The following is a 12,880-nucleotide window of genomic DNA, read 5'->3' on the forward strand; positions in this document are numbered from 1 at the left end:
CTTTCCAATATTTATATATCCTCCTTAAAAAATTAGAGCGCTTGGTTCTACAGATTTTACTCACAGAAAAAAGTGATAGTTAGATCATCTATCATGTGTTATTTTGGCTAGTATGAAAAAGTCAGGACAAGCATTAGGCAATGTAACTCGTCAGGCAAATAAAAAATTGCGGCGTGAACGCATATTTAATCTAGCAAAGCGTCTAATAGCTGCAAAAGGTTTAGAAGACTTTACTATAAGTGAACTTGCCGATGAGGCTGGGGTTACTACGCCAACGATTCACAACCTATTCGGGAAAAAAAGTGACATCATTAGAGAGCTAGTTTCGAATTTAATTGAACAAATGCAGGGTAATGTCCTCAACCCGCCTATCGACCCTATTGAAAATGCAAAGTTCTTCGTCGATAACGTGGTTGCTGTATTTGAGCAGGATACGGATTTTTATCGCGCCGCATTTATGTCGGCAGATCAAGTAAGATTGTTTGACCCTAGAATTCCAGATGGACTTTTCCAGCGGGCACAGCAACTGGCAGTACCGAGAAAAGAGTGGTACGAGAGTGGGTTGTTTTTAGGAAATATCGAACCCAGCACGATTATGAAAAGAGTTCACAATAGCAACCGGCTTGGGCGAATTGACTGGGTTAGTGGCTACATTGATTTGAATCAATTCCGCCATCAGGTTTTAGAGGGCATACTTTTGGTTTACGCGTCCGATGCCAGCCCCGAGCTTCATGTTAGGCTGAGTGAAGAAATCAATGGACTTATCAGCCTCTAGTTTATGGCACTATCAAGTTAGTTATTAGCCATTAGTCTGTGGCGTTGCAATGAGGGCTAAGTGAAAAGCTCGCCGGTGTTGCCAAATTAAGTCGCCATAATGGGTAACATCAGGTGATGCATACCTACAAACTCCACCAATTTCCACCGGACATTATGCTCGTATCGCTCCCATCGTAGATCTATTCCGGTCATTCCCGCACTGAGGTGCCTAAACACTCCTGCTAGACGGTGTTTCAGTGGCATCTTTGCTGATTGAACTCGGTAATCTCGACTCTCAGTGCGATCTTGGTGTGCTGACGGAGGCGTTGTCGCCTCTTCCGGCTGCCTGTTGTCGCTGTGACAGGGCCTGGCGAACTTCCAACTGACTGGCGTGACTCATATTCACTTTGAATGACATCCACACCGGTAACAGCATAATAATCGCCAGCCCCGGGCCCATAATCAGGCCCAGACCCCACGTTACCGTGCTGGATACTTCGCCTGGTTGCGCTCCAGCCTGCAGGCCTATCACGTCCAGAAACGGGCCGGCTATCAGGTAGCCAAAGGCGCCTACGAATTTGGAGGAAAAGAAAGCCGCAGCAAAAACAACGCCCGCCTTTCGTTTGCCAGTGGCCAACTCTTGCTCATCCACGATATCAGCCAGCATCGAGTGAACGGTGATCACGCGCAGAATATTCATGGTCATATGTATTGCCCAGTTGAAGTAGATCAAGGCAAATACCACCGTGCTGTTATCTGGCAGTAGGTCAAACAATTTCAACGGCGTCAGCCAGAGCAGGTTAATGCTGGTCAGGGCACAGGTCAGGCGCAGTATCTGTTGTTTTCAAACAGCCGATTCAGTGATTTGGAAAACACGCCCGACAACAGTACCGCGAGAATAATGGGACCGGCAAACAGTAAGGACGTCTGGATCGCATCCAGTTGCCAGAAATAGATGTAAGTCACCATCAGCAATGTAGCGGTAATGCTGCCGATACCGCCCACGGCCGACATAAGGTTCTAGTCTAGAAAAGGCTTAAATCGACCTATTGCGGACGTTAGAGAATTCGAACTATCAGGCTATATTGAGCGTAAGTCAATCATATATCAATCAAATTTGACTGACGGCCTGCCATCTTTGAGCCGCTGGATTTTATTGCCCGTTTAGCGGCCTTGGTACCCAGACCCCGCGTTAATCTGAGGCGCTTAGATGTGAAACGTTCCTGTTTCTCACCCTGCAGGCAACCTCTGGTTGGCTTAATTCATTTCTGATGAATTAGTCATGGCGTATTTGTGCGGGGTGGCCCTCCACGGGGTGGCCCTCCACGGGGTGGCCCTCCACGGGGTGGCCCTCCACCAAACAGTCGGCACCGCGTGACAATAACGCCGTCTTTCCGAAATAAGACTAAACAAGCCTTGCCGACAGGGCAGGAAAAAACACGGGCACAAAAACACCAATCGATGACCTGGGCGCAAAGACTTAAACGGGTTTTTAACATCGACATTGAAACCTGTGAGCAATGCGGTGGTGCAGTTAAGGTTATAGCGAGCATTGACAAATCGGCAGGAAAGACGATTTGCACAGCGCATGCTGCCCGCAAGGGTTAGGCACAGGGATGTGCCTAATGCACATCCATTGGTGATCCAAAAGATACTCAGTCACCTGAATACAAAAAATGACGAAGTCGTTGAATTATTGCCCCCACAAAGTCGAGCACCGCCTCAGATAAGTCTGTTTGAATAAAAGCCGTTCATCATCATAAACAAAACTCGTTTGCACAACAGCGGGATGCGCTTGTCTTGAATTCTGAATTAAGTAGAAAGAGTTGATTAATTGACGAAATATAGCCGACTTTCACTCCCTTAAGAATATAAAATAGATGTCAATATGTAAAGTATGAGCCTTGTCCAATATGAAATGAGTCTTAACTAATTGCGTGTTTCCAAAATGAAATGCGTCTAAAGACTTAAATTCTGTTCATGATCATAAGATGAAAGCGATCATGAATATAGAAAACCTCACCACTATTGAAGAGCTTGAACGCTTTATTCAAGGTAACCAAGCCGTCGCCTTTACCGTTTTAGGTGATAAAAATCAGCGATATCAATTCATTCAAAAAACATTGATAAAATTTCGCTATATCACGTTAAAAAAAACCGACAAAGGGATCGTCAATCAATACCTTAAAAAGGTGACAGGCTACTCGCTGCAGCAACTCACTCGATTGATAAAACAATACAAGGACGTCGGCAGAATTAACTGGCAACCTTGCCGAACTAACGGCTTTTCAACCATTTACAGTACAAAGGATATCAAGCTACTGGCTGAAATGGACGCAAGGCATGATGATATCTGTGGTCATGCCACTAAAAAGCTGTTGGAGCGTGCCTACAATACGTTTGAGCAATCAGAATACCAAATGCTTGCCACTATCTCTGTTTCACATTTATATAACTTGAGGCACTCTCAAGGCTACCAAAAACAACGCAGACACTTCACCAAAACACAATCAAGACAAGTGCCTATTGGCGAACGGCGTAAACCTCAACCCAACGGCGAGCCTGGCTATATTCGTATTGATACCGTGCACCAAGGAGACCTAGATAAACAAAAAGGCGTGTATCATATTAATGCAGTGGATGAGGTGACACAGTTTGAGGTTGTTTGCTCAGTTGAACGTATTAGTGAGCGTTACCTCATCCCAGTACTCACGCAAATGATGGCCGCGTTTCCTTTTATTATCAAAGGGTTTCATTCAGATAATGGCTCTGAATACATCAACAAACACGTGTGTAAATTACTCACCAAACTTGAAATAGAGCTCACAAAATCACGCTCAAGACACTCAAACGATAATGCGTTAGCAGAAAGTAAAAATGCATCAATTGTAAGAAAACAGTTTGGTTACACACATATTCCACAGAAATGGGCACCGTTAATCAATACGTTCAATTTAAAATATCTTTACCCGTATATCAATTATCATAGACCTTGTTTCTTTCCTGAAGTCACCACTGATGATAAAGGGAAACAACATAAAACATACCCTTACAAAAGTATGATGACGCCCTATGAGAAACTAAAATCTTTACCCAATGCCAAAACATATTTGAAAGCAGACTTTCATTTTGAAATACTAGATGAGCAAGCTATGGAAATGACAGATAATGCTTGTGCTGAATTACTTCAAAAAGAACGTAATGAATTATTTAACCAGATCTTTGAACAGAATAAACGAGCCTAAAAATTTACTTACTTAAGACTCATTTGTTAATTGGAATATACTGTATGAGGCATCATGTATTTTGATTTTAGGAAAAGTGACGTTGTATTTTACCTATACGCTACATCATTTATTAGAGGTTGCGAATGTTTTTCTCAAACAAGTATTTTATTAAATTCGTTGTTATTTTTTTCCTAAGTGGCTGTGGCGGAGGTGATAATAGCGATACCGTCTCAAATCCACCAACCGTAACCACGTCAACTGTAACGACATCATGCGTCAACCCTCATTCTGCTGACTACCCTGAATCCTATAAGGGTAAATTTGAAACCCCCTCCCCCAGAGGTAAACTTTCTAGCCATATAGTTAGAGGTATTAGTTTTAAAGACTATTCCCCTATTTGGATTTATGATGGCCTATCCCAGTCTGAACGCAATAATTGTTCTAGAGATGAATATGTAAAATTGATGTATCTTGAAGCATTACAGGCGATGAGTGCTTCAGGTGCACAAAGGGTTTGGGTTTACAATTATGGTCAGTGGAACGATAGCCAAGAACCATGGGTAGTAGCCGAAGCTAATTATCATACGCCTAAAAAATATGTAGAATATATTGTTGAGCAAGCACGTTTGCTCGACATTGATATTTATTTTTCTTGGCAGTTTACTCAAAACAATGTCGATGGCGATATTATTGTTGAGCAGGGTGAGAAACTCACGTTGAACAAGCTTAAAATAATATTAGATGCACATCAAAAAAATATGATTATTCAGGCAAAACATGCCCAAAAAATAGCTATAAAAGGCATTTCTGCTGACTGGAACGCGATGTGGCTCACCTTACATACCGACGAATTAAAAGAATATTATATTGTGCGGTTTGCCGAAATTATTGATGATATCAGAGCCAATTTTGACGGCGATATTATTTGGGGGCAAATAGGGACTGTAATTAATGATCAACGAATATTTTCCAGAGTAGATAGTATTTTAATCAATGCGTTACAGTGCTGCGGAAATCAATTTAACGCTGAAGAAGATGCCAAACTAACAACGGAACTGGTCAAGCAGAAAACCTTTGAGTCACTGACCAATCAACATATGCAAATATATTGTGGTGATATTAACCAACCATGCTGGCACGGTATGTCAAATATAGAATTACCGGTAACACTTATTATTCAAGTGCAAAGCCGTGAAGACTTTTTTCTCAATGGCTGGAAAGAAGATGGTTTCTGTACCCCCGGAAGTTTAGAAGACGGGACTGAAGTCAGTTGTATTCAAGAAAGTTTTGTTACGGATTTTTCTGTGCAATCAGTTGGCATAGAAGGCATCATGCAAGCGATTGAAGAGCAAAATACCTTTATGATTAACAGTGTCGACATTCATACCGGCTATTGGCTTTCACCCACGTTAACTCCGAATTTTGAAGGTTTCCCTAACACCTCTCAATCTGTCCGCGGTAAACCGGCAGAGGATATTGTTAAGTACTGGTATACCGGACAAGAATAATTCACCTCATGTTAAAGTAATGGCCGGTAAATTTAACGCTAATTACTTTTAAATCCACCATGTGCTAAAAGTACATAAAGATCGACTGCGGGTTATTCGTAGTCATTTTCTTAGTGTAAATAAAACGAATTACCCATTATTCGCTTAACCTCATATTTAACACTTAGCCATTAATAGTGGTTGAATTGCCATTTTTATAAATGTTATTTAAGCAGCGACTGAAAAACAAACGGAGAAACATACTCAACGTAAATATAAACTGCAATTTCTAGTCCGCCAAATACGATAGCGATATCACGTACCAAAACGAGTGTTTTATTTTCTTTTTTTGAATTAATCTCTTCATCCAATGGCATTGGGGATAGTTCGTCAAGATGATCAAAATCCACATATTTACCTTCGGCATTAATAGCCAGTAGCTCTTCTTGTTTTTTTAAAGTGAGGTCGTTGTTTGCGTCTTTAATCCAGCTGTTAATGACATTTGAAGGTAAAGTCATTACTAAATAAGTAATTATGAAGAAAAATATCTTTTGAATTGCTCGCCATGCTTCAGGCCACCAGCCCTCTGAAACGTCATGTGGTAACATGAATACCACCCCTGCTAACGCCATGAAGTAAATTGCAGTCCAAGGTACGTAAATGACGTATTTTAATCGAGTGAAATACTTTATAGCATCTTCATTAACCCAATATTGCTCACGTATCTTTTCAGCAGTCTTAGCTAAAAGCGCCTTTTTTTGATGCTGTTCAGCAAGGGTATGGCATACTTCTGAATTTAATTTGATATAATCCGCGCATCCTCTTCTATATGCTGCTTTCATAGCCACATCTTGAAATGGCGGATAAATCATAGAAATAACTTCTCCAGCATCGTTAAAGACAAAATGCACTTTCGGTTCCGCTCTATAAGTGAAGGTAAATCCTTTTGTTTCATGACGAATAAAAAAAGATGAGTGGCAGGCTTCATCAACTCCAGCGCCGTAAGCCATATCAAGCATATACTGCGACGTAGCACCCTCAATATATTCTTGGGCGATTCGGGCAAGAAAGCCATCAATTATCAACTGCCTTACTTGGGCGTGATAAATATGACTAGGCCTACAACTATATGTAAGGCTGCCATCTTCGTTTAGAATATAATCATATTGGGCAACGTCATATTCTATATTATAGCCCCAGCCATATGCGTACTGTAGCTGTTGTTGCAAGGCATCATAATGCCGACGGTCTTGCAAGTCCAACATGCTGCGACGGCAAGCAGGACAATGATCCCACAGGTTGCCTGAATAGTTGCAAAAGTATGAATCACAGCAACGTTCGCAGTTTCTCATGTGGGACAAAGATATGCTCAACTTTGTTATTATAGAATTATCTAGCACTGATTATAACGCAACTGTAAGCACCAGACATCCCATTTTTTGTAAGAGCTATTGTTCCATAATTTGCAAATTAACAACAAAGGCGGTGCCGGATGCCTCCATTGCAGTATTGCCCTTTGTGAATATGTCATCAGATAGCGAACAAGAATATTTCTCAGCCGGTACCTCTGAAAAAATACTCAACGTGCTGGCACAGGTGCCAACATTTCACGTGACCTCCCGCTCTTCAGCCTTTGCCTTTAAAGGCAAAGGCTGAAGAGCGGGAGGTCGACAATAGACTTGAGGGTAGCGTTAGGCGCTCAGGTAGCAAAATAAGAATTACCGCACAGTTAATCGAAGCGGCAAGTGATAAACATCTGTGGTCAGCCACCTACGACAGAGATATGCTTGACATTTTTGCGGTACATGACGAAATATCTACCGCTATTGTCACAGCACTTAAAGAAAAATTGGGCTTAAATGCTACCATTCCGAGCAGAGATACCCGTGAAATTAACATGGCCGCGCACAACGAATACCTCAAAGAGCGGTATTTTATTGTACGCAGAACCCCTGACGACATTAAAACGGCGAGAAGTAGTCGGTGGGCTAATTAGTTTTTCAACCTTTAATGCCCTTATATTTGCGCTATAAAGGGCCAGCATACCAACAATAAAAAAACACACCTGTACTGTATGAAACAACAGCATTCTGGGTGAGCTATGTCACTTATCAAGGATGCCAGAAGAGAGGGAACGGTAAAGTATGAACGTCATAAACCAGAGCAGACCCTTCTTTATCAAATTATTGAAAAATATTACCCGCAGTTTCTGAGCCATATGGGGCAACAAGATAAATATTTGCCCAAGTATGTGCGGTCGTTTGGAATATGGGTTTTTGCGAGTACGTTGTGAAGATTGTCATCATGAACACCTAGTTGCATTCAGTTGTAAACGCAGAGGTTTTTGTCCCAGTTGCGGTGCGCGGCGAATGGCAGAAAGCGCCGCACTCCTGGTTTTCCTGTTCGCCTGGTGGAAGCGCGGCTTTGAAAGCCGACCCAGAGTGCTGTTTTTTTAAAAGACTCAATCGTTACACAAAAATCACTAATAGATTGCAAAAAATTAGAATGAAAATTGAGAATCAAAAAACTATTTTTTAAACAAAGAGACACTACAACATGAAAAAAATTGCTGTAATTGCACTGGTAGGACTATTAGCATCTTGTTCTTCCGAATCAGAAACCTCAGTCGCTGAAAAAAAGACTGAAATTCAACCTGCTGTTGATAATCAAATCACTAAAGTTGTTTATCCAGTAACAAACAAAGGGGAAGTAGTTGATACTTATTTTGTTTCTAAACTAGCGGATCCTTACCGTATGCTCTCTCAAAAGTCATGATTATATTTACACGTAAATGTGTATTTAAAATAATATAAGCTATTGATTTAAGTTTTTTCAAATATAATCATGCATGAACATAGCTAAAAAAGAAAAGGGATGTTCACGATAATTGACCTAGAAGTATGGTTTATCTGGCAATTGCAACCGACTCATCCATTAAAAAATGATTACTTAACAAGCCGCTCAAATTATGGATACAATTGATGCTGCACTGCACGGTGTTAGAATTTTTGAGGTTGAAAATGCCATACAATGATAAAAAAAAGATAATTTTCCTTCATATTCCCAAAACAGGTGGAACAACTATTGAACGCTTATTTAATATTAATTTATTCCATAGTTCACGACCGGATGAGCGCCCTTCATTGCAGCATTTAACATGTAATATGTTATGTGAAAAAATGGGCAAAAGTAAGTACGACAGTTATTACAAATTTACTTTTATCAGAAATCCTTGGGCGAGAATATTAAGCACTTATTTTTGGCGCCAAACATTGCCCAAGAAAAGACCGATACTTCCATTTAATGATTTTATTAATGTTGTTAGAGATACAGTTGAGAATAATTCGTATTATGAGCAAGAGTTTGGTGATCATTTTATTCCCCAAATTGAATACACAACAGATGTGGATGACATTTATAAGTATGAGAATTTCAGTTCGGAGATCAACACAATATCTTCAAAATTAAATATTCCAATCTCGAGAATTCCCTCAAAAAATTTAAAGCATTATGATCATTACTGGGATTTTTATGATGTGAGAAACCGTAATATTATTAACAATCTTTACCATGAAGAAATTGAAAGGTTTGGGTATAAATTTGGCTCATAAATGAAGGTAATTAGAAACCCCAAATAATAAAGCATATATGAGTAAGACAAAAAACGGACGAGTTAGATATGAGCTAAAACCCCTTTGTTGTGATGGCACTTCACACGTATTCTTCACTCTCATCGGCAAACTCGCCGCGCTAGTAACACCACCGAGACTGAATATCATTCGCTTTTATGGTGTGTTTTCCCCTCATAGTAACCTTAGAGGGGCAAGCACACCACATCACGCAATGGGTATGGGTTCAGACCGGAACTATTGATTCGATTTGGGGTAGTGTTTATTAAACCTATACAGGTGTAATCATATTGTTTTGATGGCAAGCCGATGAGTCAATTATTTTTACCTAAAGCAATACAGGAAATCATCAGCATATATAGCTATAGCAGGATTATGTTATTAACCTTTGGCTACACACTTTACTTTTCTCTTTTCGGCATTCTTTAATTTTTTTTCAAAGCCTTCTTTTCCTTTGTATTTAGCAAGTTGCTTATCTATTTTAGCGCATGATTGTTCAGTAGGTGCCCATTTGCCTTTTTTACTTTTCTTTTTAGCCTCACCTTCTCCAGCAAATGTTAACGATGAAACAGATAATAACAGGGCAACTAGCGCAATTTTTTTATACATAATATTTTTTCTCTAATGAGTTAAATGGTGATTTGAAAACCTATATATCTGCAAATCTGTATCAGTATATATTAGTAGCAATTTCAATGAATAATATTACAAGACTTAAATGTAAACCGGATAATTTACCAACCTTTACAAACATTATGATTACCACAGCGAAATTTATTATGCCACCCATAATAACGACAATCTACAATCACTCAATTATAATTAAATTTTGAGCATCAAAAATAGCCTAATAACTACGTGATGTTATCTTAGTGTCAGGTTTATCAATAACAATCGCTTGCACATTTTATATTACCTTTATTTGGATGTACTCAAGCCTGCGACTCCGCCATTTTTTGTATTCAGGTGTCTGAGTATCTTTTAGATCACCAATGGATGTGCTTCATGAAAATGGATATTTAAATGACTTCGGGCGTCCTGTCCTTCACCCCTGAGGAGCAGGCCTCCGGCAGTTCAAAATCGCTCCCGCGGTTTTGTCAGCGCTGAGCCGAATCGTTGGATTAATGTTACCGCTCCCGTTTGTGCCGTCTTTTTGTTGTAGCCTGCTTTTTTAGTGATATGTTTAGCAAGTGTGCGATAGACAATAATAGCCAGAGTCTTGAACCGATGTATTAGTTGATAGTTGAAATTGGATGTGACAGCGCAAGTGCATCCATCGAAGCCAAAAAATCTCTCACGCTGACAGGGCCGTGCTCGATGGGTTGGTGAAGTACGTTATGATGAAGCCCCATTGCTGCAGATAAGTTCGGGAAAAAGTACGGAACTAATTGGGACCCAATATGCCGGTTTGACAAGATCTCTACAACATTTGCACCCTTGCGCGCCCAAAGCAGGTTGGCCAATGCAGCGCCATGTTGCGCAACAATGATATCAGCCATGGAAAACAGGGCCATCTGAGATGCCAAGCTTCGCCCTTCAAGCGTAACCGATGCCACTGAAGTGAACCGGCTACGCGCTAATTCGGCCAACTTGACTATGTTTTCAACCGAACGTCTTTCGGAGCCCCCGCCCTTCACTTCACAGTCTTCGGATTTATAGAAGGGGTCTGGTGGCAATCGGTCGATGATCAAAATCCTCGGCCCATCTCCTTTAAACATAGGCTCCAACGATACCCGCTCTGCCGCGATTTCGACGGCTAGTCGATCAAATAACTTAGCCCGCACTTCTGAAAAAACTTCGCGATCATATTCAGCAGGCGTGTCGTAGCCCGACACAGTTACATAATCCAACCGATGTCCAGTCCGACATAGATCGTCAGTGTTTTCCTTTAGCGACGAGTGTGTCGATAGGGGAAGTATGCACAGTCCCTCAAGTTTGAGCGCATTTAGGATAGGGTCCATCACTGCACAGCTGCGCACATAGATCGGCCGCCCAGCTGCTTTCGCTACGACTTCGGGCCAGATATGAATTAACGGCACTACGAAACCCATCATGAAGTGATAGTAGTGTTGTACCGAACCAAGATGGTTCACCACGCTCAGGTGCACTCCGTCAAAATTCGGTTCTTTGAAAAGACTAGGCCGAGTTAGAAAACGGCGAACTGACGCTAGCATTTTATGACCTCTTAAACGTTAGCTCTCGCCCCGGTATCTTGTTCAGCAGCAACAGTCAAACGACCCCGATAATAGGTGATCGTCCGATCCAGCCCCTTTTCGAGAGACACGTGCGGTTCCCAGTCAAGAATTTCGCGGACCAACGAAATGTCAGGCAATCGTTGCTGATGATCGTCTTTTGGGAGAGTACGAAAGACAATTTTGGATTGCGATGAGTATAAGTAAAATAAAACGTCATTTTTTCTAAAATCAAAATACATGATGCCTTATATTTTCAATATTGGCATCTATTTTATATTCTTAAAGGAGTGAAAGCCGGCTATTTTTCGTCAATTAATCAACTGTTTTCACATAATTTAGAACAAGCGCTTCCCGTAGCTGATTTTTTACTTGCGCTAGTGTGATAAACATTTATTTTGACATAGTTTATACGTGAATAATTTTTTTGCTTAGTAAGGCTAAAAAGTTCCAAAGCCATTTTATAAATATGGAGTATTAATGAAAATATTTAATCGAACGAATGCGTTAATCGTTCCTGCGGTAAATGATTTTAAAGGAAATGGTTTTATTCATGGGTTAACTGAAGATAGCTGTGAAGGTATCGATAATTCAAATCTTGAATTGTTTAGAGATGGTCTTTCGCTGCTAAGTAAAGCTCCCAGAGATCAGTACCTGCAAGAAAATACTGTGCAAAAATTACCGGGGCGATATTTATATTGTGGTGTTCTTCCTACTCATTTTGGTCATTTGTTGTCAGAAGGTTGTCATCGTTTTTGGGCATATCAGCAAGTAAAAGATGTTATTGATGGGGTGATTATCTTACCTGATACCGAAAATAAAATGTTAGGTAAGGCCGCAGCACTTATTCAATATTTTAATATTCCCAAAAAAATGATTAAATCTATTTATGGGTTAACTGAAGTTGAAGAGTTATTTATTCCTGAGCCTGCATGTCAGTTAGGGGCCACCACTTATTTAGATTACAGCCGTAAGTTAAAAGAAGTGACTAACTTTAATACTTTAAACGTGTCGAATAAGCCTGAAAAGCTGTTTATTTCTCGTCGACAGTTTAAATCTGTTGGTCGGGTTGCTGGCTTTGATGCAGTGGCAAAAATATTTGAAAAAAATGGCTTTGTGGAATTTCTTCCTGAAAAATTCTCATTAGAAGAGCAATTGTCACACTTAAAAGCGGCCAAAGTGATTGTTTGGGAAGAAGGCAGTGCCATACATCTTTTGGATATACTGCCTAAATTGCGGGCTAAGATGTTGTTAATTCGTCGTCGACCTGATTATGGCGAGTTTGACTCGATTGTAAAAAGCAAAGCCGATGAATTTGAAATATATAATAATGTCGACTTTCTAGACATTGATGCCCCTCCTCACAATAAAATGAGTAGGTTGTGCTGTATAGACAGTTTTTTTAATTTTTTATCAGATCATAAAATTTGTGTTGATCATATTGATATGCTCTCATTCTTACGAGAAGAGTCATTTGATATTCAAAGCCAATACGCTAAAAATTTGAATTTAAAGGTTTCAGTAAGATAACATCGAGGCGATAATAGCTCTTTTATTTTAGGCTTGTTAGCTTGAATACACGATATGAT

General features: G+C 40.2%; 14 protein-coding genes and 2 pseudogenes. 11 read left to right on the forward strand and 5 right to left on the reverse strand.

All coding sequences use genetic code 11. The features are described from left to right. Nucleotides 1–112 precede the first annotated feature (112 nt). Nucleotides 113–775, forward strand: a complete 663-nt coding sequence (locus tag Q0Y52_RS08100) for a TetR/AcrR family transcriptional regulator (protein ID WP_297820438.1) — start codon at nt 113–115, stop codon at nt 773–775. 276 nt (nt 776–1,051) lie between these two features. On the opposite strand, the gene Q0Y52_RS08105 is transcribed toward Q0Y52_RS08100, so the two are convergent. Beyond that, nucleotides 1,052–1,537: an MFS transporter gene (locus Q0Y52_RS08105; RefSeq protein ID WP_297820441.1), complete on the reverse strand. Its 486-nt coding sequence runs from the start codon at nt 1,535–1,537 to the stop codon at nt 1,052–1,054. 41 nt (nt 1,538–1,578) lie between these two features. Continuing rightward, on the reverse strand, nt 1,579–1,770 hold the full coding sequence (locus Q0Y52_RS08110) for a hypothetical protein (RefSeq protein WP_297820444.1): 192 nt from the start codon (nt 1,768–1,770) through the stop codon (nt 1,579–1,581). Between the two features lie 342 nt (nt 1,771–2,112). On the opposite strand from Q0Y52_RS08110, the pseudogene Q0Y52_RS08115 reads away from it, so the two are divergent. The 4 genes and pseudogenes from Q0Y52_RS08115 to Q0Y52_RS08130 form a co-directional block, all read left to right on the forward strand. Further along, nucleotides 2,113–2,313 (forward strand): annotated as a pseudogene (locus Q0Y52_RS08115) (IS91 family transposase); the annotation flags it as partial. Next, nucleotides 2,309–2,500 (forward strand): hypothetical protein, encoded by a 192-nt coding sequence (locus tag Q0Y52_RS08120; protein ID WP_297821523.1) that lies wholly within the window; start codon nt 2,309–2,311, stop codon nt 2,498–2,500. The pseudogene Q0Y52_RS08115 and the gene Q0Y52_RS08120, both read left to right, overlap by 5 nt. 259 nt (nt 2,501–2,759) lie before the next feature. Beyond that, the gene (locus tag Q0Y52_RS08125; protein WP_297820446.1) at nt 2,760–4,001 is read left to right on the forward strand and encodes a hypothetical protein; all 1,242 of its coding nucleotides are present in this window, start codon (nt 2,760–2,762) and stop codon (nt 3,999–4,001) included. Between the two features lie 125 nt (nt 4,002–4,126). Further along, nucleotides 4,127–5,491 (forward strand): hypothetical protein, encoded by a 1,365-nt coding sequence (locus Q0Y52_RS08130; RefSeq protein ID WP_297820449.1) that lies wholly within the window; start codon nt 4,127–4,129, stop codon nt 5,489–5,491. Nucleotides 5,492–5,694: 203 nt separating this feature from the next. On the opposite strand, the gene Q0Y52_RS08135 is transcribed toward Q0Y52_RS08130, so the two are convergent. Beyond that, complete coding sequence (locus Q0Y52_RS08135) at nt 5,695–6,735, reverse strand: hypothetical protein (RefSeq protein WP_297820451.1); 1,041 nt, start codon at nt 6,733–6,735, stop codon at nt 5,695–5,697. Between the two features lie 220 nt (nt 6,736–6,955). Between Q0Y52_RS08135 and Q0Y52_RS08140 the strand changes: the two genes are divergently transcribed. From Q0Y52_RS08140 to Q0Y52_RS08160, 5 genes and pseudogenes are all read left to right on the forward strand, one after another. Next, entirely contained in the window at nt 6,956–7,126 is a 171-nt protein-coding gene (locus Q0Y52_RS08140; RefSeq protein WP_297820454.1) for a hypothetical protein, read from the forward strand. Beyond that, nucleotides 7,104–7,466: a hypothetical protein gene (locus Q0Y52_RS08145; protein ID WP_297820457.1), complete on the forward strand. Its 363-nt coding sequence runs from the start codon at nt 7,104–7,106 to the stop codon at nt 7,464–7,466. The genes Q0Y52_RS08140 and Q0Y52_RS08145 overlap by 23 nt, the downstream gene beginning before the upstream one ends. 105 nt (nt 7,467–7,571) lie before the next feature. After that, nucleotides 7,572–7,866, forward strand: a pseudogene (locus tag Q0Y52_RS08150) (transposase zinc-binding domain-containing protein); the annotation flags it as partial. A gap of 160 nt (nt 7,867–8,026) precedes the next feature. Continuing rightward, nucleotides 8,027–8,245, forward strand: coding sequence for a hypothetical protein (locus Q0Y52_RS08155; RefSeq protein WP_297820459.1), 219 nt, complete (start codon nt 8,027–8,029; stop codon nt 8,243–8,245). 245 nt (nt 8,246–8,490) lie between these two features. Next, complete coding sequence (locus tag Q0Y52_RS08160; RefSeq protein ID WP_297820462.1) at nt 8,491–9,081, forward strand: sulfotransferase family 2 domain-containing protein; 591 nt, start codon at nt 8,491–8,493, stop codon at nt 9,079–9,081. A gap of 399 nt (nt 9,082–9,480) precedes the next feature. On the opposite strand, the gene Q0Y52_RS08170 is transcribed toward Q0Y52_RS08160, so the two are convergent. Then, nucleotides 9,481–9,708, reverse strand: coding sequence for a hypothetical protein (locus Q0Y52_RS08170; RefSeq protein WP_297820468.1), 228 nt, complete (start codon nt 9,706–9,708; stop codon nt 9,481–9,483). 623 nt (nt 9,709–10,331) lie between these two features. Further along, nucleotides 10,332–11,273: a glycosyltransferase family 61 protein gene (locus tag Q0Y52_RS08175; RefSeq protein WP_366939263.1), complete on the reverse strand. Its 942-nt coding sequence runs from the start codon at nt 11,271–11,273 to the stop codon at nt 10,332–10,334. 498 nt (nt 11,274–11,771) lie between these two features. Here Q0Y52_RS08175 and Q0Y52_RS08180 point away from each other — a divergent pair, with 498 nt between their 5' ends. After that, nucleotides 11,772–12,821 (forward strand): glycosyltransferase family 61 protein, encoded by a 1,050-nt coding sequence (locus Q0Y52_RS08180; RefSeq protein ID WP_297820469.1) that lies wholly within the window; start codon nt 11,772–11,774, stop codon nt 12,819–12,821. Nucleotides 12,822–12,880 lie beyond the last annotated feature (59 nt).

It is taken from the genome of uncultured Paraglaciecola sp., from assembly GCF_943787955.1.
In the GTDB taxonomy this organism is placed as follows: Bacteria; Pseudomonadota; Gammaproteobacteria; order Enterobacterales; family Alteromonadaceae; genus Paraglaciecola.

What these genes read in the sequence shown, in the direction of transcription:
- Q0Y52_RS08100 (WP_297820438.1), top strand. Translation starts at nt 113, where the DNA reads ATGAAAAAGTCAGGACAAGCATTAGGCAATGTAACTCGTCAGGCAAAT.
- Q0Y52_RS08110 (WP_297820444.1), bottom strand. Translation starts at nt 1,770, where the DNA reads ATGTCGGCCGTGGGCGGTATCGGCAGCATTACCGCTACATTGCTGATG.
- Q0Y52_RS08125 (WP_297820446.1), top strand. Translation starts at nt 2,760, where the DNA reads ATGAATATAGAAAACCTCACCACTATTGAAGAGCTTGAACGCTTTATT.
- Q0Y52_RS08130 (WP_297820449.1), top strand. Translation starts at nt 4,127, where the DNA reads ATGTTTTTCTCAAACAAGTATTTTATTAAATTCGTTGTTATTTTTTTC.
- Q0Y52_RS08135 (WP_297820451.1), bottom strand. Translation starts at nt 6,735, where the DNA reads ATGTTGGACTTGCAAGACCGTCGGCATTATGATGCCTTGCAACAACAG.
- Q0Y52_RS08155 (WP_297820459.1), top strand. Translation starts at nt 8,027, where the DNA reads ATGAAAAAAATTGCTGTAATTGCACTGGTAGGACTATTAGCATCTTGT.
- Q0Y52_RS08160 (WP_297820462.1), top strand. Translation starts at nt 8,491, where the DNA reads ATGCCATACAATGATAAAAAAAAGATAATTTTCCTTCATATTCCCAAA.
- Q0Y52_RS08170 (WP_297820468.1), bottom strand. Translation starts at nt 9,708, where the DNA reads ATGTATAAAAAAATTGCGCTAGTTGCCCTGTTATTATCTGTTTCATCG.
- Q0Y52_RS08175 (WP_366939263.1), bottom strand. Translation starts at nt 11,273, where the DNA reads ATGCTAGCGTCAGTTCGCCGTTTTCTAACTCGGCCTAGTCTTTTCAAA.
- Q0Y52_RS08180 (WP_297820469.1), top strand. Translation starts at nt 11,772, where the DNA reads ATGAAAATATTTAATCGAACGAATGCGTTAATCGTTCCTGCGGTAAAT.